This window comes from Buttiauxella sp. JUb87 (assembly GCF_004361975.1).
Taxonomy (GTDB): Bacteria; Pseudomonadota; Gammaproteobacteria; order Enterobacterales; family Enterobacteriaceae; genus Buttiauxella; species Buttiauxella ferragutiae.
Map to the genome: position 1 here is coordinate 60835 of NZ_SNVY01000005.1, position 24132 is coordinate 84966.

Annotated in this window: 17 protein-coding genes and 1 riboswitch; of the genes, 9 read left to right on the forward strand and 8 right to left on the reverse strand. The window is 50.1% G+C overall.

Translation table 11 applies throughout. The features are described from left to right. The first annotated feature begins 8 nt into the window (after positions 1–8). The 4 genes from ptsP (at position 9) to EC843_RS17460 (ending at position 8372) form a co-directional block, all read left to right on the forward strand. Positions 9–2489: a phosphoenolpyruvate--protein phosphotransferase gene (gene ptsP, locus EC843_RS17445; protein ID WP_133522724.1), complete on the forward strand. Its 2481-nt coding sequence runs from the start codon at positions 9–11 to the stop codon at positions 2487–2489. Between the two features lie 396 nt (positions 2490–2885). Continuing rightward, positions 2886–4511 (forward strand): PTS transporter subunit EIIC, encoded by a 1626-nt coding sequence (locus tag EC843_RS17450; RefSeq protein WP_133522725.1) that lies wholly within the window; start codon positions 2886–2888, stop codon positions 4509–4511. Between the two features lie 12 nt (positions 4512–4523). Further along, the gene (locus EC843_RS17455) at positions 4524–5759 is read left to right on the forward strand and encodes a CehA/McbA family metallohydrolase (protein ID WP_133522726.1); all 1236 of its coding nucleotides are present in this window, start codon (positions 4524–4526) and stop codon (positions 5757–5759) included. A gap of 12 nt (positions 5760–5771) precedes the next feature. Next, positions 5772–8372 carry a glycoside hydrolase family 38 C-terminal domain-containing protein gene (locus tag EC843_RS17460; RefSeq protein WP_133522727.1) on the forward strand — a complete coding sequence of 867 codons (2601 nt, stop codon included), beginning with the start codon at positions 5772–5774 and terminating at the stop codon, positions 8370–8372. Between the two features lie 2 nt (positions 8373–8374). Here the strand turns inward: EC843_RS17460 and EC843_RS17465 are convergent, their stop codons facing one another. After that, positions 8375–9598 carry a multifunctional CCA addition/repair protein gene (locus tag EC843_RS17465; protein ID WP_121814340.1) on the reverse strand — a complete coding sequence of 408 codons (1224 nt, stop codon included), beginning with the start codon at positions 9596–9598 and terminating at the stop codon, positions 8375–8377. Positions 9599–9665: 67 nt separating this feature from the next. Next, entirely contained in the window at positions 9666–10286 is a 621-nt protein-coding gene (locus EC843_RS17470; RefSeq protein WP_064540122.1) for a TIGR04211 family SH3 domain-containing protein, read from the reverse strand. Between the two features lie 243 nt (positions 10287–10529). Here EC843_RS17470 and EC843_RS17475 point away from each other — a divergent pair, with 243 nt between their 5' ends. From EC843_RS17475 to hldE, 3 genes are read left to right on the forward strand one after another with little or no spacing between them, the layout of a single operon-like run. Then, positions 10530–11828: an inorganic triphosphatase gene (locus EC843_RS17475; RefSeq protein WP_064540120.1), complete on the forward strand. Its 1299-nt coding sequence runs from the start codon at positions 10530–10532 to the stop codon at positions 11826–11828. Between the two features lie 47 nt (positions 11829–11875). Then, a complete protein-coding gene (glnE, locus tag EC843_RS17480; RefSeq protein WP_133522764.1) occupies positions 11876–14725 on the forward strand; it encodes a bifunctional [glutamate--ammonia ligase]-adenylyl-L-tyrosine phosphorylase/[glutamate--ammonia-ligase] adenylyltransferase in 2850 nt (949 codons plus the stop codon). Between the two features lie 55 nt (positions 14726–14780). Continuing rightward, on the forward strand, positions 14781–16208 hold the full coding sequence (gene hldE, locus EC843_RS17485) for a bifunctional D-glycero-beta-D-manno-heptose-7-phosphate kinase/D-glycero-beta-D-manno-heptose 1-phosphate adenylyltransferase HldE (protein WP_133522728.1): 1428 nt from the start codon (positions 14781–14783) through the stop codon (positions 16206–16208). Between the two features lie 51 nt (positions 16209–16259). On the opposite strand, the gene EC843_RS17490 is transcribed toward hldE, so the two are convergent. Both EC843_RS17490 and ubiK read right to left on the reverse strand, forming a co-directional pair. Then, positions 16260–17165 (reverse strand): prohibitin family protein, encoded by a 906-nt coding sequence (locus tag EC843_RS17490; protein WP_133522729.1) that lies wholly within the window; start codon positions 17163–17165, stop codon positions 16260–16262. A 318-nt stretch (positions 17166–17483) separates the two neighbouring features. Continuing rightward, on the reverse strand, positions 17484–17768 hold the full coding sequence (gene ubiK, locus EC843_RS17495) for a ubiquinone biosynthesis accessory factor UbiK (RefSeq protein ID WP_064540114.1): 285 nt from the start codon (positions 17766–17768) through the stop codon (positions 17484–17486). Positions 17769–17902: 134 nt separating this feature from the next. Next, positions 17903–18050: riboswitch (FMN riboswitch) on the forward strand. A gap of 98 nt (positions 18051–18148) precedes the next feature. On the opposite strand from ubiK, the gene ribB reads away from it, so the two are divergent. After that, positions 18149–18802, forward strand: coding sequence for a 3,4-dihydroxy-2-butanone-4-phosphate synthase (gene ribB, locus EC843_RS17500; protein WP_121814337.1), 654 nt, complete (start codon positions 18149–18151; stop codon positions 18800–18802). Positions 18803–18838: 36 nt separating this feature from the next. Here ribB and zupT read toward each other — a convergent pair whose 3' ends face one another. Then, a complete protein-coding gene (zupT, locus tag EC843_RS17505) occupies positions 18839–19606 on the reverse strand; it encodes a zinc transporter ZupT (protein WP_064540110.1) in 768 nt (255 codons plus the stop codon). A 198-nt stretch (positions 19607–19804) separates the two neighbouring features. On the opposite strand from zupT, the gene ygiD reads away from it, so the two are divergent. Continuing rightward, positions 19805–20593 (forward strand): 4,5-DOPA dioxygenase extradiol, encoded by a 789-nt coding sequence (gene ygiD, locus EC843_RS17510; RefSeq protein WP_064540108.1) that lies wholly within the window; start codon positions 19805–19807, stop codon positions 20591–20593. A 38-nt stretch (positions 20594–20631) separates the two neighbouring features. Here ygiD and EC843_RS17515 read toward each other — a convergent pair whose 3' ends face one another. The 3 genes from EC843_RS17515 to tolC form a co-directional block, all read right to left on the reverse strand. After that, positions 20632–21792, reverse strand: a complete 1161-nt coding sequence (locus tag EC843_RS17515; RefSeq protein WP_064540106.1) for a glutathionylspermidine synthase family protein — start codon at positions 21790–21792, stop codon at positions 20632–20634. Positions 21793–21798: 6 nt separating this feature from the next. Continuing rightward, positions 21799–22473: a DUF1190 family protein gene (locus EC843_RS17520; protein ID WP_064540103.1), complete on the reverse strand. Its 675-nt coding sequence runs from the start codon at positions 22471–22473 to the stop codon at positions 21799–21801. 159 nt (positions 22474–22632) lie between these two features. Beyond that, positions 22633–24117 carry an outer membrane channel protein TolC gene (gene tolC, locus EC843_RS17525; protein WP_064540101.1) on the reverse strand — a complete coding sequence of 495 codons (1485 nt, stop codon included), beginning with the start codon at positions 24115–24117 and terminating at the stop codon, positions 22633–22635. Positions 24118–24132: the final 15 nt, after the last annotated feature.

The window sequence follows — 24132 nt, forward strand, 5'->3', positions numbered from 1 at the left end:
GGAAACACATGTTAACCCTCAACTTTATTTGTACTTTGCCTAACGGCATCCATGCTCGCCCGGCAAGCGAAATAGAACAGCGCACACAACCTTTTTCGGCGTCGATTACGCTTATCAACTTCAGCAAAAAGACCCAGGCCGATGCGAAAAGCGTACTGGGCATGATTGGTGCCGATATTACTAACGGCGACTCGTGCCAGTTTCTGATTGAAGGTGGCGATCAACAGGCAGCCTTTGAGGTGTTGCAGGCTTTTATGCGTGATGAGTTTGCCGATTGCGATGAGCCGCTGGCTTTCTCACTGGAAACCCACTCACAGCCGTTGCCGGTATTTATAGAACATGCGGGCGCGGACTATGTGCGTGGTAACGGAGTGAGTAAGGGAATCGGACGCGGTGTGCCGGTGCATATTAATTGCGTCGATCTCCATGAATTGTCGCGCCATGAACCTGCCGCTGACCTCGTACATCAGCATCAGCAACTGTCTGATGCCTGGGTTTTAACGAAGAATATGTTAGCCGAGTCGGATAGCGGTGCTGCGCAGGTGTTAGCCGCACAGCTTAAATTGCTGAGCGATCCAGCATTTAAATCCTGCTTGCTGTCACATACCTCGGCGCGCAATGCGTTGCAGGCCATCGCATTGACGGTGCAAACACTGAGCGAGTCTTTGCTGAAAAGCAGCAGCCAATATTTGCGTGAAAGGGTGATCGACATTCGCGATCTTTGCCAGAGCATTGCCGCAAATGTGCTGGGGCGGCCACTTGAAATTCAACTGACGCTCACCGAAGACAGCATCGTGATATGTAGCGGCGTACTGACGCCAGGGCAGTTCCTGCGGCTGCGCAACCCACATCTGCAAGGCATAGTGATGGGCGATGGCGGTGAAACGTCCCACACCGTGATTCTGGCGCGGTCATTTGGTGTGCCGTTGTTGTGCGGAGTGACGCAATCTGAGGCACTCGTGCGTAGCGCCAGCATGATGATTCTCGACAGCCGCCATGGTGTGCTGGTGGCCAATCCCAATGCCGCAATGGAAAGCTGGTATCGGCTGGAAACCGAAAAGCAGCAGGCGATTACGGCACGCAGTGCATCGCTGTGCGGGCAACAAGTTACGACGGTGGATGGCACATCGGTGAGCGTGCTGGCGAATATTGCCCTGGCTGTTGAAGCGCAGGAGGTGTTTAGCAAAGGCGCGGATGGCGTCGGCTTGTTCCGCACCGAAATGCTCTTCTGTGAACGCAGTCTGCCACCTGATGAAGAAGAACAATATCAGGCGTATAGCGAAGTGTTGCGTGCGGCGAAAGGCAAAAAAATCACCATTCGTACACTGGATATCGGCGGCGATAAACCTTGTGATTTTCTCGATTTACCCAAAGAAGAGAACCCATTCCTCGGCTATCGCGCAGTGCGCATGTATCCGCAATTTCATGAAATATTCACCACACAAGCGCGAGCTTTACTCAGATCGAGCGCGGTTGGCCCGCTAAATATTATGGTACCGATGGTGGCCACGCTTCAGGAAATTCAGTGGTTACACAGCCAGTTCCAGCACGTCGCGCACACCTTGCAGCAAGAAGATATCTCCGTCGGTGAATGGCATCTCGGTATTATGGTTGAGGTGCCATCTACGCTTTATTTACTGGAAAAAGCCGCGAAATACCTCGATTTTGTCTCTATTGGTAGCAATGACCTTACACAGTACTTCCTGGCGTGCGATCGCGGTAATCCACAGGTGCGTCACCTTTACGATTATCGCAACCCGACGTTTTTGGCACTTATGCGTGATATTACGCAACGTGCGCAGGCCGCCGGGCTGGCGATTAGCTTGTGTGGCGAAATGGCCGCAGATAAGCAAATGTTGCCGCTGCTGATTGGAATGGGATTAACGCAGTTAAGCATGGCGGTGGGAGCTATCACGCCGTGTAAGGAAGCGCTAACTTCGCTGGATATTGCGCAATGCCAACAACTCCTTGAAACAGCGATTGCCAGTGAGAGCGGCGAACAAGTGCTGGAACTTGTTGAGCAATTCATGCGAGCACAGTCGCAAAAAACGGTGCTGGCGGCGGAGTTGGTGTTGCTGGATAAAAGTGTGTCCAGCAAAGAAGAAGCCATCAAATTACTGACTGATAACCTTGAAGTGCAGCAGCGTGTCGTTTCCGGAGCACTAGTGGAAAGGGCTATCTGGGATCGCGAAGCCGTGTTTTCTACCGCACTCGGATTTTCAGTGGCGATTCCACATTGCAAATCAGCGCATGTATTGCACAGCAGTATTTCGCTTTTGCGGTTAAATGCGCCATTGAATTGGGGCGAAGATGTTGATGTGAAGCTGGTCATTATGCTGACAGTGAGCGAACAGGAACAAGATAATCACATGAAGATTTTCTCGCGCCTGGCTCGCAAATTGATGCACAGCGAATTCCGCGAACCGCTTCACACGTTGTCGAATGCTGCCGCGATCACCGAACTTTTAGCTATTGAACTGGCACTTTAACGGACTATAGCGAAATGAGCCTGTCCCATTAGACTATTTGTTTCATGAATGTATTTTGAAGTGTAATGGGATTATTTATCTCTGTTTTTTGTAGAGTAGATAACATAAGGAAATAATAAATCTTGCTAGGGTGGTTACTGTAATTACCCTGGATTTATTAATTGAGTGGTTTTATTTTATGGATGTAACAGGAAGTAATGGATATTGTTTGTTTCTAAATCTAAATGAGAGCAAAGATAACTTCACTATGACAGGGTTAATTAATCTGTGACTCCTGTCTTTTTTCTTTTTAACACAATGCATTATTTATATCCGTCATGATTCAACTGATTGGGTGCAGTCAGTGTAGGTGCCGCAGCGAATCTGTCTGATATATATGAATAAGAGGGATCTTCAATGAAGCAGCAGATGCAAATGGTCGGGCAGGCTATGTTAGTCCCTATTTCTATTATCACGATTGGTTCTATGTTAATGGGTTTTGGTAGCGCTTTTACAAATAAAGAGGTGATAGCAGCGCTACATCTGTCCTCCTTTATTTATGAGGGGTCTTTGCCATTTATTGGTTTCACAATTATGAAAGCGATGGGCGATGTGGTTTTCACTAATTTACCGCTTTTTTTTGCCTGTGGTGTCTCTTTTGGTTTGGCCAAAAAAGAGAAGGGCTGGGCCGCGTTTTCCGGTGTGGTTGGGTTTATGGCGATGCACTATGTCATAAGCACCATCCTCGGTTTAAACGGTTTATCCCCACAGACGACCAGTGCGAGTTATTTTCAACAAGTAGGCTTTGAGCAGGTGAGTGCAGTCCAAAAGGCTTCGATATATACCAACGAGCTTGGCATGTTTACCTATCGAATGAGTATTTTTGGTGGCCTGCTTATCGGGTTAGTCACCTCTTATTTGCATAACCGTCTTTATAACGTGAAGCTGCCCATCGTGCTGTCTTTTTTTGCCGGAACACGCACCGTGCCTATTGTGGCGCTGTTAACCGGTTCAATGTTGGGCATTGTTTTTTACTTTATCTGGCCTCCGATAGGCGGTGTGCTTGCCCAGTTCAGCAAATTGATCTGGAATTCCGGGTTGTTCGGGACATTCCTTTGGGCGGTGGTCGATAAATCGTTACTGCCAATTGGTTTACATCATCTGGTCACCACGCCGATTCGCTTAACCGAATTGGGCGGGTCAATGGAGATCTGCGGCAAGTTGGTTAGCGGGACCACGAATATTTATATGGCTCAACTCGCTTGCGAGGAAACAACTGAACTATTAGTGAGAGGTTTTCAGTCTGGTCGTTCCGTGATTCATTTTGGTGCTTTACCCGGCGCAGGTTTAGCTATCTATCAGTGTGCTAAATATAAACATAAAAAAGCGGTGGCGGGTTTACTGATTCCGGTATTAACGGCCATGGTTCTTTTTGGCGTGACGGAACCGATTGAATATACCTTTTTATTTGTCGCACCGTGGTTGTTTTACCTGGTGCATGTGCCATTAACTGGACTTGCCTTTGTGCTGACTGAGATGGCAGGTGTTTCCATTTATGGTGGAAGTATTAAAGATATTTTACCGGTGCTGCTACAGCCTTCAAAACTTAATTGTTGGGGCTATCTCTGGCTGATACCCCTGTTCTTTTGTATTTATTACGTGCTATTCAGGTTTCTCATTTTGAAATTTAATGTCATGACACCAGGTCGTGAGCCTGACGATGAAGAAAATACAGCAGAAGAAATAAAATTGTATACCAAGGCCGACTATAAAAATAAGCAACAAAGTACGCAGGGCGACATGCTAGCCCATCAAATCATTGAAGCCTTTGGCGGTGCGGAAAATATTGTTGCTTTTGATAACTGTATTTCTCGCTTACGGGTCGAAGTCAAAGATCCCGAAAAAGTGGCCGCTGATAATTACTGGAAGAAAAAATTACAGGCAAAAGGCGTCGTCCGCGTGGGTGATAAGGGCTACCAGATTATTTATGGCGCTGAGGTGGTAATGATTGCTGGCGATTGTAAAGAATTATTGGATTGTTAAGGGAAAAATATCATGACGATTCAGAAACCCACCGACACAGAATATATCGAACTCTTGCCGTTACATCTGACCGTATATCCAAAAGATCAGCAGCAGATCCAGCAAATTTCCTTTTGTGTGCCGGAAGGAATCGAACGACTGGAAGTTCGCTATCGCTATAGCCCCGGGAACACAGTTGATCTGGGAATGATGGCGAATGGAACGGTGCATGGCTGGAGTGGGGGGGCAAGAGATGCTGTGCGACTTAGCGAATGCTATGCAACACCGGGTTATCAACGAAGAGCCATTGCGCCAGGAAACTGGCACATCCTGCTTGGCCTGCATCACGTAACCAATACCTGCGATATTCATGTTGATATCACTTTTCACAAGAAACACTGGCGCTGGTTTAAAGGCGATACACACATTCATTCCCTGCACAGCGACGGGAAATTGAGTGTCGGGGAACTGGTTGAGCGAGCGCAGGCGTATGGCTATCACTACCTGTTTTTTACCGATCACAATACGTGCTCTCAAAACCGAGAAATTAGCGCCATCAACAGTGAGCTTTGCCTGATACCGGGAATGGAACTGACGACCACTCGCGGGCATGTCAACCTGGTAGGTTGCGATCGCCCGGTTCAGAATTTCATCCCCTGCGACAGTGAATCCGCTGTCTTTGCGCGCATCCACGAAGCGCGTCAAAACGGTGCGCGCATTGGTATCAATCATCCTTTTTGCCAGCATTGCCCGTGGCTGAGTGAAATCAAAGAGTTTGACTGGCTGGAAATTTGGAACGGTGAATGGGATAGCTGTACGCAAAATGAACAGGCCTTTCAGTTCTGGTATCAACAGCTTTGTGACGGGAAATTTTGTGTTGCGGTAGCCGGAAGTGATTTCCACCGTGAAAAAGGTCTGGCGCTTGCACATACCTGGGTGCGGGCCGAATGTTGCGAACGTGAAGCCATTCTCAGTGCATTACAGGCTGGCCGAGCATGGTTTCAGTGCGATGACACGGTGCTCGAAGAGTTTAGTGTCAGCGGGGCAGGGATTGGCGAGTCCACTTCCGGGCGGCAACTGGTGGTGAAACTTAAGACCGAGCCTGCGAACGAAATTCTGATCTATAGCAGCAGGGGCATCACAACGCTGGAAAGTGACAACGGAAATCTCTGCTGGTCCGGGGATTGTGAGGCGGAAGATTTTGTTTTCCTGCGTATTAATCGCGAGGGTCATGCTCGTTTAATTACCAACCCTGTCTGGCTTAGATAAAAGGAATATCCAATGAAAAAGAAGGATCGTCGCGTTATTCATGCTGTGTCGCATACCCACTGGGATCGCGAATGGTATTTCACTACCATCGATACCCAGGTGCTGGCAGTAAAAGCATTTACCGAACTGGTGGAGGCGTTAGAGGGGAACGAGCACTTTGACTACCATCTTGATGCACAAAGCTCCTTGCTGGTTGATTATTTGCAGATCAAACCGGAGATGACCGCACGGGTCAGGAAACTGGTGGCAGCCAAGCGTTTGCTGGTCGGGCCGTGGTACACCCAGCCGGATTTGTTTGCTATTAGCACCGAGTCAATGTTCCGCAACTTGCGGATTGGTATCTACCATGCAAAGCAAGCTGGCTACTGCATGGATGTCCTTTATTTGCCTGACACTTTTGGCGCGCATGCTCAAATTCCACAGCTCGCTAGCGCATTTGGTCTGAATAATATTTTGATCCGCAGAGGTTATGACCGCGATTTGATGGGGCCGCCAGAGTTGATGTGGCAGGCCGCCAATGGCGAGCAAGTTAAAACGGTCGTGATGCCTTACGGTTACATGCTGGGGCATCCTGAACGTGGGGCGCGATACCGCAATTTTGATATTAACCATTTTCATGTTGAAACCTTCCCGCTGCTGGAACGCATGAAACAGCTAAGCGATAGCGAACATCTGCTTTGCCCGATCGGTGGCGATCAGGTGAGCTGCGACAAGGATTTTGAAAAGCTGGTGGCGCAGGTGGGTTGTCACTCGGAGGATGACTGGCGGGTCAGTAACTACGAGGCTTTTATGGCCGCCATTGAGCCTGATTCATTGACGGTATACCAGGGGGAGTTTCGCAGCCCGCGTATGGCTCGGGTACACAAAAGTATCGGTTCTTCGCGTTATGACATTAAAAAGGCGAACTATGAGGCTGAGGCCTGTTTAATCACCCTTGTCGAACCGATGATTGCCCTGGCGCGGGCGAATGGTTTTCGCGTGCCGGATGAGATGCTCGAAAAAGCGTGGCGGCTGCTTCTGGAATCTCACGCCCATGATAGTGCGGGTGGGTGTAATAGTGACGAAACCAATCGTGATGTTGTGCATCGTTGCCGCCAAGCGCAGCAGATTGGTGAAGCACTTTATAATTTGTGCGCGCGCTTGCTGTTGCAAAATCATGATCGCCAGAATACCTACCGTTTTTTACTCACCAATGGTACCAGTAGCCCGCGCATTTACAGCCGCGACCAGGTGTTAATCTCGGCCAGCCCCGCATTTTCCATTCTCGACAACGAAGGTGCCAGCGTACCGTTTGTCTTGCTGGATCAGCAGAAGATCAATCGCCCACGTCATGTGCTGTTAACGCCAGATGGTGAAGTCGAAACCTTGAGCGACGAGTTTTATTATCTCAATCACATTGATATTCCTGATGTTGCCGTCCCGCCAATGGGTATGGCTCAGTTCAGGCTGGAGAGCGCCACGGCAGATTCAATGATCCCTATGCGGCCGCTAACTCAGAGCGCTATTGAAAACAGTCGCTACAAACTCACCTGGCGGGACGGAAATCTTGACCTGCTTGATAAATTCAGCGGCGACACCATTGAGCGGTTAATACGGCTGGCGGATATCGCGAACGATGGCGATTTATATGATTTCTCTCCGCTTGCTGGAGATGAAGAAAGGCTGTTTGACCAGTTTGAATGGCTCGGTGCCAGTCAGTGCGAACGCAAGCAGGAGCTGCGGTTATCTGCCACATTGCAACTGCCCGAAGCGATCAATTCGCAGCGAACAGAGAGAGTTTCGCAGCAGCGGCCAGTCGCCATTGAGCTGGTTGTGACACTGGAAGACGACGTAATACGCTTTGCGCTGGCGGTTGATAATCAGGTGCGCGAGCATCGTATGCAGGTACTGATTAACACCGGTAAGGCGATCACTTCCGTGAAAGCCGACATGCCGTTCGGCTGGATTGAGCGGCATAACCAGAACATCACCTCAGCTTCAGGCTATACAGAAATGCCAGTGGATACGGAGCCTTTTATGCACTGGCTCAGCGCCCACGAGGATTACCACGTGTATGCCCGTGGTCTGAAAGAGTACGAATATAGCGGGTCAGATCTGCGATTGACGTTGTTCAGAGGGGCGGGTTTTGTGGGGAAAGACGATCTGCTATATCGGCCAGGGCGCGCTTCCGGGCATGTGCTTGCGGCACCGGAGGCGAATTTGACCGGTTGGCTACATTTCGAATTTGCGCTTAGCCTTGGGAAAAGAAGTGCCGCTGCGGTGGTTATCAGCCAGCAAAAGTACAGTTTCAATGCTTTGCTCTGGCAGTGGCAGGAGGAAGAGAAGCACCTTCACCGGCTGGATAATTTCGATATGGAAATAACCCAAAAGCCGGTCACCGTCTGGAGCCTGATTGATGAGATTCCTCAAGGGCTGGTGTGGAGCGGAACAGACGTGTTGTATGGTAAAACCCTGCTACGGTTCTGTAATCCCGCTGCGCAACCGATAGACATTCCGCAAAGCTGGAAGTCATTGTTGTGTAACGCACTGGGAGAACCGATTAACAAGGACAGGCTCACGGCTTTTGATCATCTGACGCTACGCCTGGCGAACACCGAGGCTCAAAGCTGTTAGCGCTAGAGTGTCATTTTCCATGCCTGAATAGCGGCAATACGGCGACGCGTTAACTCATCGCGGATCGCCGGGCCGCTAAAACCAGCATCAATGACCTCTTTGTTGGTGACGCTTTGTGCTGCAACCCAGGCCGCACGCAGCAATCTGCCCTGAGGATAGTCATTGGCTTCAAAACCTGTGCGCCCGCGGGCATCAGCTTCGCTGGTTAAAGCGACTTGCTCAATGCGCTGCGGTTTGCGCCAGGCATCAATGGCATCGAATAACTTGATGATGGTTTTTGGCTGTAAAATAGCGAAGGTGTGAATCAGGTCGTGGTATTCAGCGACCAGTTTGGCAAGGTCGCGAATTTCATTAGGCACACGCATTCGCTGGCACATTCGTTCGACGAGTTTTACCCCCGCCGGGCCATGCCCGTGATGACGCGGCCAGAACTCTTTTGGCGTCAGCCCTTTCCCCAGATCGTGGCATAAGGTGGCAAAGCGTACGTCGACTTCAGGGCTGAGTTGCGCGGCAATCGCCAGCGTCATCAAAACGTGAATGCCAGTGTCGATTTCCGGGTGCCATTTTTCTGGCGCAGGGACACCAAACAGCGCATCAATTTCTGGAAACAGAATTTTCAGTGCGCCGCATTTGCGCAGTACATCGAAATACACTTGTGGATTGCGGGTGGTGAGCGCATTTTCTGTTTCTTTCCAGACGCGTTCCGGTGTCAGATGCTCAAGCTCGCCATTGGCGGCCATCGACGACATCAATGCCATGGTTTCAGGAGCAATCTGGAAATTTAGGTGAGCGTAACGTGCAGCAAAACGCGCGACGCGTAAAACACGTAGTGGGTCTTCATTAAAAGCGGGAGAGACATGGCGCAGCAGGCGTTTTTCGATATCGGCACGCCCGTTATATGGGTCGATAAACTCGCCGTGTTCGTCCTGTGCAATGGCGTTGATGGTGAGATCACGGCGCAGTAAATCTTGCTCAAGCGTGACATCAGGCGCGGCGTAGCAGGTAAAACCTGTGTAACCCTGGCCTGATTTTCGCTCGGTGCGCGCTAATGCGTACTCTTCACGCGATTGGGGATGCAGAAACACCGGGAAATCTTTGCCCACCTGCTGATAACCCGCATCGAGCATTTCTTGTGGAGTTGCCCCCACAACCACCCAATCTTTATCTTTGACCGGTAATCTCAACAACCCATCGCGTACTGCACCACCGACCAGATAAATCTTCACGCTTCAATGCCCCTGCATCTGTTAACCAATTACGATAATACCTAAGTGTAGGATACAGGGATGGCGATCAGTTCATCCAGCGATCTTTCTTCTTCCGGCTTGGAATCATGTGTGGCAGTAACAGGCCAAGCAGCAAGCCGAAACCTGCAACACCGCCGCCGTACATAAACCATTGCATGATGATGGCGCGTTGCTTGTCGTCCAATTGAACATTCGCGGCTTCAACTTTTTTCTTCGCGACGATCAATTGGTTTTTAAGTTCTTGATTTTCATCTTTTAGACCGCTGATAACGCTGTCGCTCTGCGCGACTTTCTGCTGCATATCAGCAGTACGCTGATTCCAGGTGGTGTCGATATTAGTCAACTTGTCCGTCAGCGTTTTAACCTGGTTTTCCAGGTCTGGCACTCGAATACGCAGGCTTGGCGTGGTGCTCAGTTGCGCCAGAGGAATCCAGGATGTACGGCCATTGCTATCGCGCACCTGACCGTATTTGCTTTCTTCATTGCTCTGCAACAGAGTCACTTCTTCCCCGGCATTGACGGTGCCAAGTAAGCGATAATTGTCCCCAGGGCCACTACGTACCCAGGTATTTAGTTCGTCCGATACGTAACGTTTTTCTTCGGCATGAGCCACAACGGAAACGCTAAGAGAAAGCAAAGTAAGGCAAATTAGGCGGAATTTGTGCATGATTTCGTCGTTATTGTCATAAATAGTGGAACGATAGTAGTGGCATCAGTCTGACGGTGCAATCCGTAAACCTGAATGAGAATCATCCTGGTGTTAATTTGACCACTTACTCGCGATTAGTGGCCCGTCGAAATACGCGCCACTCATGGTAATTTGGTGAAAAATATTATCTACTGACCACCAGTTAAAGATTAAGTTCGCCGGGTGTAAACCCGATGTGACCCAAATAAAAGTAAAAAGACGATGACCCAAGAAATCGAGCTCAAATTTATTGTTAATCCAGCTGAACTGGATTCCATTCGTAACACTTTAAATTCGCTGGAAAGCCAGCACAGCGAACCTCGCCAGTTGCTCAATATCTACTATGAAACTGCCGATAACCAACTGCGCCGTCATGATATGGGGCTGCGTATCCGTGGCGATAACGGCCACTATGAAATGACGATGAAAATCGCGGGACGTGTCATTGGCGGGCTGCATCAACGCCCGGAATACAACGTTGAGCTGACATCACCGGAACTGGCACTTGCGCTGTTGCCGGCAGAAGTCTGGCCGGAAGGTATTTCCCCTGACGAAATTCAGTCACAGCTTAATCCTTTATTCAGCACTGATTTTGCCCGTGAAAAATGGGTCGTTACGCACGGTAACAGCCGTATCGAACTGGCGCTGGATTTAGGTGAAGTGAAAGCGGGCGAACAGGTTGAACCTTTATGTGAGCTGGAGCTTGAGCTGCTGGAAGGCGAAACGGCGGATGTGCTGGCTTTTGCTAAACAACTGGTTGCACAACCGGGTATACGGCAGGGTAGCTTGAGCAAAGCCGCGCGTGGATACCATCTGGCACAGGGAAATGTGGACCGCGAAATTAAGCCGTTAACCGTATTGCGAGTGCCACCGAAAGCAACAGTAGAGCAAGGTCTGGAAGGATCTCTGGAGCTGGCGCTTTCCCACTGGCAATACCACGAAGAACTGTGGTTGCGTGGCAACGGCAAAGCGAAAGCTCAGGTGCTGGAGGCGGTTGGCCTTGTGCGACACGCACTGGCGCTGTTCGGCGGCATCGTTCCACGCAAAGCAAGTACAGAACTGCGTGAATTGCTGGCAACCTACGAAGCGATGCTTCCACAAGAACTGAAAGCAACTGAACTGGCATTCAGCGAACAAAGCAGCCAGGCCAAACTGGCGCTAACTGAATGGCTGGTTGGGCGTCAGTGGCAGAAATTTAGCGACGACAAAGCCAATGTCAAACTGGCCGGTTCGTTTAAGCGCTTTGCGGATACCCATCTTTCGCGTCATGCCGCAGAACTGAAAGAAACTTTCCAGCGTCCATTGGGCGATAGCTATGCTGATCAGTTGCCGCGTCTGGCACGTGAAACTGGCTCCATTCGCCTGCTGGCAGGCGTTTATGACGATGCGAAAACGCAACCGTGGCTGGATAATTGGCAAGGGTTGCGTCATGCCATTGTGACTCGCCAACAAGTCGAAATTGAACATTACCGTAATGAAGCGATCTCGCAGGCTCCTTTCTGGTTGCATAGCGGGAAGTAACTTTACCCATTATTTAGAGCATATCGTTTGTAAGGGACACACCCATGATGTCGCAAGCGCCACTTTTACAGCAGCATATGCAGGCGGCGCTGGCGCGTCTGCCACAGGATATTGACCGCCAGACGCTAAGCCAGGAGGCTCAAGCTGTGTTGGCGTTTAGTGATTTTGTTTGTGACAGCATGGCGGCTTATCCCGCATGGATAGCGGAGCTTGAGCAATCACCTCCGCTGGCCGACGAATGGCAGCACTATGCCGCCTGGTTGCAGCAAGAGTTACACGGTGTCGATAGCGAACCCGCGTTAATGACCGCCCTGCGCCAGTTCCGCCGCCGTATCATGGTGAGAATTGCCTGGGCGCAAACACTGCAACAAGTCCCTACCGAAAGCTCTCTCCAGCAATTGAGTGTATTGGCCGAAACGTTAATTATTGCCGCTCGTGACTGGTTGTATGCCGCGTGCTGCCGCGAGTGGGGCATACCCTGTAATCAGGCTGGAGTCGCACAGCCGCTGATGATTCTCGGCATGGGTAAACTGGGTGGGGGGGAACTTAATTTTTCCTCCGATATCGACCTGATTTTTGCCTGGCCAGAAAACGGCTCGACACAGGGCGGACGGCGGGAACTCGATAACGCACAGTTCTTTACTCGCCTGGGTCAGCGGCTGATTAAAGTCCTCGACCAGCCAACACAAGACGGCTTTGTTTACCGTGTTGACATGCGCCTGCGTCCGTTTGGCGACAGTGGCCCGTTGGTGGTGAGCTATGCCGCACTGGAAGATTATTACCAGGAGCAAGGCCGCGACTGGGAACGCTACGCGATGGTTAAAGCCCGAATTATGGGCGATAACGACGACGTCTGGAGCCAGGAGCTGCGCAACATGCTGCGGCCTTTTGTTTTCCGTCGCTACATTGATTTCAGCGTCATTCAGTCGCTGCGCAATATGAAAGGGATGATTGCCCGCGAAGTGCGACGCCGTGGGCTGACCGATAACATTAAACTTGGCGCGGGTGGCATTCGCGAAACCGAGTTTATCGTCCAGGTCTTCCAGCTGATTCGCGGTGGCCGTGAGCCTGCTTTACAGTCCCGTTCATTATTGCCGACCCTTGAAGTTATCCAGCAATTACATCTGCTGCCCGAATCTGATGCGGTTAAATTGAATGCGGCCTATTTATATCTGCGTCGCCTCGAAAATCTGTTGCAGAGCATCAATGACGAGCAGACTCAAACCTTGCCTGGTGATGATTTAAATCAGGCTCGCTTGGCGTGGGGCATGAACGCGCAGAATTGGGATTCCCTGCAAGAAACCCTGCAACAGCATATGAATGCCGTGCGGCAAGTATTTAACGAATTGATTGGCGACGATGAACCGGAACCCGGTGAAGATAAGCTCGCCGAAGCGTGGCGCGAACTGTGGCAGGATGCGCTGGATGCTGATGCCAATACGCCAGTGCTGGAGCATTTAACGCCGGAAGCGCGTAGCGAAGTGTTACGTCTGGTGAGTGATTTCCGCCAGGACACTGATAAGCGCACCATTGGCCCGCGTGGCCGCCAGGTGCTGGATCAGCTCATGCCGCGTTTGCTGTGTGAAGCTTGTTCGCGCCACGACGCGCCACTGCCATTATCACGCCTGACGCCGCTGCTGCTCGGCATTGTCACGCGTACCACCTATCTTGAGCTGCTGACGGAATATCCTGGAGCACTGAAGCATTTGATCACGTTGTGTGCGGCATCACCGATGATTGCCAGCCAATTAGCGCGTTATCCGTTGCTGCTCGATGAACTACTCGACCCGAACACGCTTTATCAACCGACCGCGACGGACGCTTATCGTGACGAGCTACGCCAGTATTTACTGCGCGTGCCTGAAGACGATGAAGAGCAGCAACTGGAAGCATTGCGTCAGTTTAAGCAGGCTCAGCTGTTACGTGTGGCGGCGGCTGACATTACCGGTACATTGCCGGTGATGAAAGTCAGTGACCATCTGACCTGGCTTGCTGAAGCGATGATTGACGCGGTTGTTCAGCAGGCCTGGGCGCAAATGGTCTTGCGATACGGCCGGCCAAAACACTTACAGAACCGTGAAGGGCGTGGTTTCGCGGTCGTCGGCTACGGCAAACTAGGTGGCTGGGAACTGGGTTATAGCTCTGATTTGGACCTGGTATTCCTGCATGACTGCCCGTCGGATGTGATGACGGATGGTGAGCGTGAAATCGATGGCCGCCAGTTCTATTTGCGCCTCGCACAGCGTGTGATGCACTTGTTCAGCACCCGGACGTCATCAGGCATTTTGTATGAAGTGGATGCGCGTTTACGCCCGTCTGGTGCGGCTGGCATGCTGGTAACGACTGCCGAAGCCTTTGCTGATTATCAGCAAAATGAAGCCTGGACCTGGGAGCATCAGGCTCTGGTTCGCGCGCGTATTGTGTATGGTGACCCGCAGTTGCAGCGGGAGTTTGATGCCATCCGCCGCAATATTTTGTGCCTTGGGCGTGAAAGCGAAAAACTACAAACTGAAGTACGAGAAATGCGTGAAAAAATGCGTGCGCATTTGGGTGGGAAAAATATCGAACGCTTTGATATTAAAGCTGATGAAGGTGGTATCACCGATATCGAATTTATCACTCAATACCTGGTTTTACGTTATGCGGCGCAGGCCCCAAAACTGACACGTTGGTCAGACAATGTGCGCATTCTGGAATTAATGGCGCAAAACGACATCATGAGTGATGACGAAGCGAAAGCGCTGACGCATGCTTATGTCACGTTGCGCGATGAACTCCATCACCTGGCATTGCAGGAACTGCCCGGGAATGTGGCAATGGATACTTTCACTCAAGAACGCGAGCAGGTACTAAAAAGCTGGCAAACGTGGCTGAGTGAGCCGCAAACATGCGCTTAACACTAATTGTGATATTATCCGCGACAAAATTTTATCCCTCTCTGGAGAGTCAGGAATGAAAGTAACGCTGCCCGAATACAGCCGTGCAGGCGTCATGGTAGTTGGTGATGTGATGCTGGATCGCTACTGGTATGGCCCTACAAGCCGCATTTCCCCGGAAGCTCCGGTGCCAGTGGTGAAAGTCGACAACATTGAAGAACGGCCTGGTGGTGCGGCAAACGTGGCAATGAACATTGCCTCGTTAGGCGCAAATTCTCGCCTGGTTGGCCTGACAGGGATCGATGATGCCGCGCGTGCGCTCAGCCAAACGCTGGCTGGCGTGAACGTTAAATGCGATTTTGTTTCCGTGCCGACACACCCGACAATCACCAAACTGCGTGTACTTTCCCGTAACCAGCAACTGATTCGCCTCGACTTTGAAGAAGGCTTCGAAGGTGTTGACCCAGAACCAATTCATGAACGCATTAGCCAGGCTTTGCCGCATATTGGCGCGCTGGTGCTGTCTGACTATGCAAAAGGTGCCTTGGCAAGTGTTCAGCACATGATTCGCCTTGCGCGAGCAGCCAAAGTGCCAGTGCTTATCGATCCAAAAGGTACTGACTTTAATCGCTATCGTGGTGCAACACTGCTGACGCCAAATCTCTCTGAATTTGAAGCGGTTGTTGGTAAGTGCAAGAATGACGAAGAGCTGGTGGAGCGCGGCATGAAACTTATCGCGGAATACGATTTTTCCGCGTTGCTGATCACCCGTTCTGAACATGGCATGACGCTGTTACAGCCGGGTATCGAGCCATTCCATCTGCCGACTCAGGCGCAAGAAGTTTACGATGTGACCGGTGCTGGTGATACGGTAATTGGCGTGTTGGCGGCAACCCTTGCCGCAGGCAACACCCTGGAAGAAGCGTGCTACTTTGCGAATGCAGCCGCAGGCGTGGTGGTCGGTAAACTGGGTACTTCTACCGTTTCCCCAATTGAACTGGAAAATGCTGTGCGTGGCCGTGCCGATTCAGGTTTTGGTGTAATGACCGAAGCTGAACTGAAAGTAGCGGTGGCGACGGCGCGCAAACGTGGTGAGAAAGTCGTCATGACCAATGGTGTGTTCGACATTCTTCACGCCGGCCATGTTTCGTATCTGGCCAACGCCCGTAAGTTGGGTGATCGCCTGATTGTTGCAGTAAATAGTGATGCTTCAACTAAACGCCTGAAAGGGGAGACCCGTCCGGTGAATCCGCAGGATCAACGTATGATCGTGTTGGGTGCACTGGAAGCCGTGGATTGGGTAGTGCTGTTTGAAGAAGACACACCACAACGCTTAATTGGGCAGATTTTGCCAGATTTGTTGGTTAAAGGCGGTGATTACAAACCGGATGATATTGCCGGGAGTAAAGAAGTCTGGGCCAATGGCGGTGAAGTGATGGTGCTGAACTTTGAAGATGGGTGTTCAACCACCAACATTATTAAGAAGATTCAGGAAAATAGTTAAATAAATTGCCAGCCTTGCATAGAGCATGGGCTGGCAATTTTAACTGCAATATTAATGGCCTGATTTACCTGGCGTGGTATCAATAAACGGTAACGTGCCAGAAGGTAATACGGTTGTTGGTAATACACCGTTCCAGCGTTCGGCTTTGGTCAGTTCAATCAGGTTTTGATTACTGGCTAACGCGTCGGCGCGAGCTTTAATTGCTTCGGCTTCTGCCTGGCCGCGCAAACGAGTCGCTTCGGCTTCTGCTTTGGCGTTGGCTAATTGGGCATCAGCTTCTGCCTGAGCCTGAGTGACACGGATTTGGGCCTGAACCTGTTCGGTCGCCAATTCTTGTTCCCGTGTTTTAACCTGAACTTCAGCCGTCATTCTGGCCTCTACCGCTTTTTCATACGCATCACTGAAATCGATATTTTCCACCTGAACGCTATCAATAATAATCGGACCAATAACATTTTTCTTAATAGCGTTGGAAATATCGTTAACCAATTGCAAGCGGTGCTGTACAGCATCAACCGCAGTATAACCGCCAAAGACATTCTCAACCTGAGTAGGGACCTGGCGGCTGATTAGACGATCATTGAGAGAAGATACATTTTGATACTGGCTATAGACTTTCGTGACATCCGATGGTGGAACATGCCAGGAAACGGAAACTTTAAGTGTCGCAGATTGCTGGTCTTTACTGTAAGCCTGTAATGAATCATAAACGGTGACCTGGCTTTGAACGGAAATGATTTTTACGCTTTCAATAAACGGGATTTTGAACGACAAGCCTGGGTCAATAGCTTCGACTACCGCGCCGTTACGTAATAAAACACCACGTTCCGTTTCATCAATGGTGTACCACGACCCTAATAGTGAGCCTAAAATAACGAAGGCCGCCACTGCACCACCTACTATTTTTATTTTCGAGCCAGTTCCATTTTTTAAATCAGGAATAAGTTGGTTTATCATTTTAACTTCCACTGTAGATGGGCTGAATATGGCATGATGAAATGCTTTTTTGTGTACTAATTTAAGTGTTGATGCAGGTGTGGAAATGTATGAAAAATAAAACCTTAAATCAATGAGTGATGAAAATAGCTATTTCAGATGTGGAGGTTATTGTTTTTTAAAACAATACGTTGCTTTTTTTGTATGTTTTAATAAGTATTATTTCGGATTATTCGGAGGTGAAATATCTGACAATAAAATCTAAAGATATTTATTTAATATATGTAGGCAGGGCGATATATTAAGACTCTCCTGCGAACAGGAGAGTAGTGTTATTCATTATTCTTGCGATTCTGTCGGCGGAGTCACAACAGGCGCCTGAACGCTACGATTTTCCAGTTCGGTTAAACGTTGTTCCAGCAAAGCCAGTTTTTCTCTGGTGCGTAACAGTACTTGAGTCTGTACATCAAACTCTTCACGGCTAACGAGATCCAGACGGGTTAATTGAGATTGCAGAACCTGGCGTACTTTTTTCTCAACATCATCCCCGAACTCACGAATCCCTTTCGGCATTGACTCGTGGACCTGGCGTGCGATCTGTTCAATTTTTTTCGGGTCAATCATAGTGGCTTCCATAATCTTACGGGATTGTCTTGCGCGATTAACACTAATTGTAATGCCTGTGAGGCCGGTTAGAAACCCGAAATGTTCTAAGGTTTGGCGTTGCCAGAGAAAATCATCGGCGTTATAGTAAGTCTGCTTATTCTCAGGGCGGGGTGTAACTCCCCACCGGCGGTAAATCAGTGAACGCTGAAAGCCCGCGAGCGCTCCAGAGCAATCTGGAGGTCAGCAGATCCGGTGTAATTCCGGAGCCGACGGTTATAGTCCGGATGGGAGAGAGTAACGACTAAGCTCAAGCTTTAGTAAGCTTGCACACGTTATTTTTTTAGCTCCTAAGACTGCCCTGATTCTGGTAACCATAATTTTAATGAGGTTTTTTTACCATGAATCAGACGCTCCTTTCTGCATTTGGCACTCCTTCCCAGCGCGTGGAACATGCTCTTGAAGCATTACGTGAAGGTCGTGGGGTAATGGTTCTTGACGATGAAGATCGCGAGAACGAAGGCGACATGATTTTCCCAGCCGAAACCATGACCGTTGAGCAAATGGCTCTGACCATTCGCCACGGTAGCGGTATTGTTTGCCTGTGCCTGACTGAAGAACGCCGTAAACAACTCGAATTGCCAATGATGGTTGAGAACAACACCAGTGCTTATGGCACAGGGTTTACTGTGACTATCGAAGCCGCAAAAGGCGTGACCACCGGTGTTTCTGCCGCAGACCGTATTACCACGGTGCGTGCCGCGATTGCTGATGGCGCAACACCAAGTGACCTGAACCGCCCGGGCCACGTGTTCCCGTTGCGCGCTCAACCGGGTGGCGTGTTAACCCGTGGTGGCCACACAGAAGCCACTATCGATTTGGTGACACTGGCAGGCTTCAAACCTGCAGGTGTGTTGTGTGAATTGACCAACGATGATGGCACCATGGCGCGCGCGCCTGAATGCATCACCTTTGCACGTGAACACAATATGGCTGTGGTGACAATTGAAGATCTGGTGGAATACCGTCAGACTCACGAACGCAAAGCCAGCTAAAATGCAAAAAGCCCGGTGATTAAACCGGGCTTCTCCTCAACCAATGCCGCTGGTTTGCAGCAGCGTCAGACTAAACCCCATCACCGCCATACCGCAAAGCACGCCATAACTTGGGTTGTTATGGGGATCAATTTCTTTGGCAAGCGGCATCAGTTCATCAACCGATAACGCCACCATAATCCCTGCGACGGCAGCCATGATAGCCGCCATGATGACTGGCGACACCATTGTGCCCAGAATCAGCCAGGCCAGCACACCACCAAGAATTTCGGCAAGACCCGAAATCCCTGCCCAGAAAATAGCTTTGCGTTTCGATCCCGTTGCCGCGTACACCGGGCCTGCAACCGCTAATCCTTCTGGGATGTTGTGCAACGCAACGGCGAGCGCAATTCCCATCCCTAACTCCAGGTTACTGCTTGCCGTCACAAATGTCGCAACACCTTCCGGGAAGTTATGCAGACTAATGCCGAGGGTCAGTAGCAACGCGGTACGCCGTAAATTGCGAGGCTGCGGTTTACTGTCCATTAAATCTTGCGGATGTGCATGGGGTAGGGCGCGGTCAAGAGCGAAATAGCCTAACAAACCCAACATAAACATGCCGTAACCTAAAACGGGTGACATTCCTTGTGTGTGAAGTGCTGCGGGTAACATCTCCATTAACGAGATAAGCAGCATAATTCCCGCTGCAAAACCGAGAGAAAATGCCAGCACACGGTTTGAAGGTTTCTGGCCGATAACGCCAAGAAAGGCACCTATAAAAGTGGCTCCCCCTGCTAACAGGGTCAGAATCAAGGGTACTGACATTCATTGCTCCTTTTGATAATGATTCTCATTTATATTAATGGGCGGTGTGATAAAAATCGAGAGCCAGATGGGAAGCTTTACACATCGCTTACATTCAAATTTCCTGAAGATCTTCATCATGCTTATCTGAGTTCTTCATTGTGCAAAAGCGCGTACTGTAGTTTTCATAAACTGAATGACCTGATTAAAGGACACACCATGACAACTCAACGAATGCCTGCGCTATTCCTCGGACACGGTAGCCCAATGAACGTGCTGGAAGATAATCACTATACCCAAGCCTGGCGTCATTTGGGAGAAACCTTGCCGCGGCCAAAAGCTATTGTGGTGGTCTCAGCGCATTGGTTCACTAAAGGCACGGGTGTCACCGCGATGGAAACACCAAAAACTATTCATGACTTCGGTGGTTTCCCACAAGCGTTATATGACACGCATTACCCGGCACCGGGTTCGCCTGAACTGGCGCAGCAGTTAGTTGATCTTCTGGCACCTGTCCCAGTAATGCAGGATAAAGAAGCCTGGGGGTTTGACCATGGCTCCTGGGGTGTATTGATCAAGATGTACCCCAATGCTGATATCCCGATGGTGCAACTGAGTATCGACAGCACGAAACCAGCAGCCTGGCATTTCGAGATGGGTCGAAAACTGGCAACACTGCGCGATCAAGGCATCATGCTGATTGCCAGTGGCAACGTGGTTCATAACCTGAGAACCGCACGCTGGCACGGCGAAAACACACCATATCCATGGGCCGAGTCGTTTAACCAATACGTTAAAGACAACCTCACATGGCTTGGGCCGGTCGCTGAGCACCCGCTGGTGAACTTCTTAGATCATGAAGGCGGATCGTTATCTAACCCAACGCCGGATCACTACCTGCCGTTGTTGTATGTTCTGGGAGCGTGGGATGGTAAAGAGCCGATTACGTTACCTGTAGACGGCATAGAGATGGGATCGTTGAGTATGCTTTCGGTACAAATCGGCTGATATGTTTCTCCCTCTCCTTTAGGAAGAGGGAGAAACAATTATTCTACGAACACATGCGGATAGAAGCGTGAAAGATCCTGGGTGATTAACTCGCGATCTTCACGAATACCAATACCTGCAGGTTGATCGTTGATAAGCCAACTGCCGATCAGCACATAACTGTCGCCAAATTTTGGTAACTGATAGAACTGCTGGACGATCATCCCTTCTTCACCGTAAGGGCCATCGACACGGGCAATTTCTTCGCCGTTTTCGATGATCTTCACATTTGCACCTTCGCGAGAGAAGATTGGCTTCACCACGTATTTATCCATCGGCGGATAGTTATCTTCGGCAAAATATGAAGGTAGCAGATTTGGATGATCCGGGAACATTTCCCACAGCATTGGGAGCAATGCTTTGTTGGAGATAATGCTTTTCCAGGCTGGTTCCAGCCAGCGTACACCCGCATCTTCCAGCTTGGTGGAGAACATCTCACGCAGCATGAACTCCCACGGGTACAGTTTGAACAGGTTGCTAATCACCTGATCCTGCAGATCGGTAAACTGGCCTTTTTCGCCCAGACCGATATCTTCCATGTAGACGAATTCGCTCGCCACTTCGGCTTCAGCCGCGCAGTCTTGTAGATACTGAACGGTACCGCGATCTTCTTCTGTGTCCTGGCAGCAAGCAAAATGAACCAGATTGAAACCGTGTTGCTGTTTCAGCTCAGCAAAACGCTCAATGATCTTCTCTTGCAGGCTGTTGAACTGATCGCTTTCTGCTGGCAGGTTACCGGCCTGGATCTGATCTTCCAGCCAGATCCACTGGAAGAATGCTGCTTCATACAAAGAGGTTGGTGTGTCGGCGTTGTTTTCCAGCAACTTGGGTTCACCTACGCCATCCCACGCGATATCCAGGCGTGAGTAAAGCGACGGTTGCTGGGTACGCCATGACTGACGCACAAATTCCCAGGTGTGTTTAGGAATGCGGAATTTGGCCAGCAGTTCATCGCTGCTCACGACTTTTTCCACTACCTTCAGGCACATTTGATGTAATTCAGCGGTGACCTCTTCCAGGCGTTCTACCTGCGGAAGCGTCAGCTTGTAATATGCGTCTTCACACCAGTACGGCTCGCCGTACATGGTGTGAAAATTGAAACCGTATTCTGTGGCTTTCTCGCGCCAGTCCGGGCGCTCAGTAATCGCGATTCTTTCCATAATTTCTTAGCCACCCATGGAACGAGAAGAACCTGTTGCGCTGCTACTGCGCTGCATAGTCGATTGTTTAGCCACTGAGTCACCGAAACCGCCGCGTGTCACAGTGCTGGTGGTGGCAGGTTTAGGTGCCATTGCCGTTTTCGGTACGGTTGTCGTACGGCCTGGTGTCGCGGCACCATAGCTCTTACCGCTGGCATCGGCATATTTACCGTAAGCAGGGCTTGCAGGGTTCTTCGAAGTAAACAGAGGTTGCTGCGCAAAGCCCGCCCCGCCGCCCATCAATCGGCCCATCATGTAACCGGCCATCAATGGCATCCAGAAGCTGCCGCTTTGCTGCGGTTGTGCCTGAGCTTGTTCACCTGCCACGCTGGCTTGAGCTGGTGCTTGCTGGCATTGGCCTTCACCAAACTCAGCGATACATTCTTCACGCGAGGCGTATTTTGGCGCTGTACGTTCTGCTTCTTTTAGTGCGTTGTTAAAGGAAGTCGTACATTCTGCACTTTTGCCAGGGTTGGCTTGCGAACAGTCATCCGCATTTTGATACATGGAGACTGTTTCGTCATTTTGTTCGCAACCGGCTAGCATAAACACAGCGGTAACAGCCAATGCGACTGGCGTCAAATGGCGGGCGTTCCAGCTTTTGCGGAACGATGCGTGGTTTATGATTTTTGTCCGTTTCATTTATCTGTCCTGAGCCCAGTGGTTATGGTGCTTAGGATAGGGGATGAATGGTTGAAATTAAAGCGATGACGGATGTTTGAAGGGAGATCTTTACTCTGCCTTACGTTCGCATGCGTAAGTTGTGATGGGGGCATGTTGCCACACCCCCAAAATATCTGATCAGTTGCCGAATGGGTTAGCTGATTTGCTGCTAGTCGCAGAAGCTGGAGTCGCTTGTGCTGGTGTTGTAGCAGTCGTTGCTTCGCTATCCGCTGTATAACCATCCGCGCGAGCATTTTGGTCTGGCGTTTCTGGAGCCACGCTGTCAGCCGTGGTTGGTACTGGTTTACCCAGTGTTGCATTCAACGCTACAAGATCCTGTTCGTTAAGCGTACCCAGTGCTGATTTAATATTCAGCTGGTTGATTAGGTAGTTATAACGAGCGCTGGAGAGCTGTTGCTTGGCGTTATACAGCGTCGTGGTCGCATCTAACACATCAACGATGGTACGAGTACCGACGGAATAGCCTGCTTCCATGGCATCCAGGGAGCTTTGTGCAGACACAACCGCTTGTTTATAAGCGTTGATGGTACTGATGGACGCATTAACGTTGTTGAACGAAGAGCGAACTGTTTGCACTACGCTACGATGCGCGCTTTCAAGCTGCTCACTTGCGCCAACAAAGTTGTATTGCGCTTGTTTCACTTGAGAGTTAACAGAACCGCCAGTGTACAGTGGCAAGGAGAAGTTCAGGCCGATTTTATTCTGGCCCATATCGCTGTCGTTGTACTGAGAACTATTGGTTTTAGAACCACTGTAGCTGGTATCGGAAACACCAGTAGAAGCGGTCAAACCCACGGTTGGCATGTGGCCAGTTTCTGCGTAGCGAATTTGCTCGCGAGCCAGGTCCTGAGACAGACGTGCTTGCAACAATGCCAGGTTACGTTTTTCCGCTTCTTTCAGCAGATTATTCACGCCATCCGGTTTGTTGGTTTTGAAGCCGTCTACATTCAGTGATGCCAAAGATGGATAGTAATTACCGGTCACCTGGCGCAGCGTTTCTACCGCGTTATCCAGATTGTTTCGTGCAGTGACTTCGTTTGCTAATACGTTATCGTATTGCGCACGGGCGTTCTGTACATCGGTAATGGCGACCAGGCCAACGTTAAAGCGCTGAGTGGTTTGATCCAACTGACGATAAATAGCCTGTTTCTGTGCTTCAGTGAAGGACAGTGCATCAATCGCACTCAATACATTAAAGTAGGCTGTTGCAGTATTCAGAATCAGTGTTTGTTGGTCTGTCTGATAAGTGACATCTTGAATACCGGCTGATTTCTCTTGCAGGGTAAGCGCACGCCATTTCGACATATCAAAAATGGTTTGCGTCAATTGCAAAGAGGCACTCGCTGCCCTGGAGTCGATGCCATTCGCATCGCTAAAACCATTGGTGTATTCATAATCAGCACCAAGGCCAAGTTGTGGCAGTAACGGGCTACGTGCTTCGTTAATTTTTTCGAATGCGGCATCACGGTCAGCAGCGGATTTGCGCAAGTCCGGGTTGCTTAAACGTGCCTGCTGATAAACCTGCATCAGGTTTTCTGCCTGGCTCATGGCACTGAAACCCGTTAGGCTCAGACCGATAAGAATTGGGAGCAGTTTCTTCATTTGCATTCCTTGTTG

What these genes read in the sequence shown, in the direction of transcription:
- ptsP (WP_133522724.1), top strand. Translation starts at nt 9, where the DNA reads ATGTTAACCCTCAACTTTATTTGTACTTTGCCTAACGGCATCCATGCT.
- EC843_RS17450 (WP_133522725.1), top strand. Translation starts at nt 2,886, where the DNA reads ATGAAGCAGCAGATGCAAATGGTCGGGCAGGCTATGTTAGTCCCTATT.
- EC843_RS17455 (WP_133522726.1), top strand. Translation starts at nt 4,524, where the DNA reads ATGACGATTCAGAAACCCACCGACACAGAATATATCGAACTCTTGCCG.
- EC843_RS17460 (WP_133522727.1), top strand. Translation starts at nt 5,772, where the DNA reads ATGAAAAAGAAGGATCGTCGCGTTATTCATGCTGTGTCGCATACCCAC.
- EC843_RS17470 (WP_064540122.1), bottom strand. Translation starts at nt 10,286, where the DNA reads ATGCACAAATTCCGCCTAATTTGCCTTACTTTGCTTTCTCTTAGCGTT.
- EC843_RS17475 (WP_064540120.1), top strand. Translation starts at nt 10,530, where the DNA reads ATGACCCAAGAAATCGAGCTCAAATTTATTGTTAATCCAGCTGAACTG.
- glnE (WP_133522764.1), top strand. Translation starts at nt 11,876, where the DNA reads ATGTCGCAAGCGCCACTTTTACAGCAGCATATGCAGGCGGCGCTGGCG.
- hldE (WP_133522728.1), top strand. Translation starts at nt 14,781, where the DNA reads ATGAAAGTAACGCTGCCCGAATACAGCCGTGCAGGCGTCATGGTAGTT.
- EC843_RS17490 (WP_133522729.1), bottom strand. Translation starts at nt 17,165, where the DNA reads ATGATAAACCAACTTATTCCTGATTTAAAAAATGGAACTGGCTCGAAA.
- ubiK (WP_064540114.1), bottom strand. Translation starts at nt 17,768, where the DNA reads ATGATTGACCCGAAAAAAATTGAACAGATCGCACGCCAGGTCCACGAG.
- ribB (WP_121814337.1), top strand. Translation starts at nt 18,149, where the DNA reads ATGAATCAGACGCTCCTTTCTGCATTTGGCACTCCTTCCCAGCGCGTG.
- zupT (WP_064540110.1), bottom strand. Translation starts at nt 19,606, where the DNA reads ATGTCAGTACCCTTGATTCTGACCCTGTTAGCAGGGGGAGCCACTTTT.
- ygiD (WP_064540108.1), top strand. Translation starts at nt 19,805, where the DNA reads ATGACAACTCAACGAATGCCTGCGCTATTCCTCGGACACGGTAGCCCA.
- EC843_RS17515 (WP_064540106.1), bottom strand. Translation starts at nt 21,792, where the DNA reads ATGGAAAGAATCGCGATTACTGAGCGCCCGGACTGGCGCGAGAAAGCC.
- EC843_RS17520 (WP_064540103.1), bottom strand. Translation starts at nt 22,473, where the DNA reads ATGAAACGGACAAAAATCATAAACCACGCATCGTTCCGCAAAAGCTGG.
- tolC (WP_064540101.1), bottom strand. Translation starts at nt 24,117, where the DNA reads ATGAAGAAACTGCTCCCAATTCTTATCGGTCTGAGCCTAACGGGTTTC.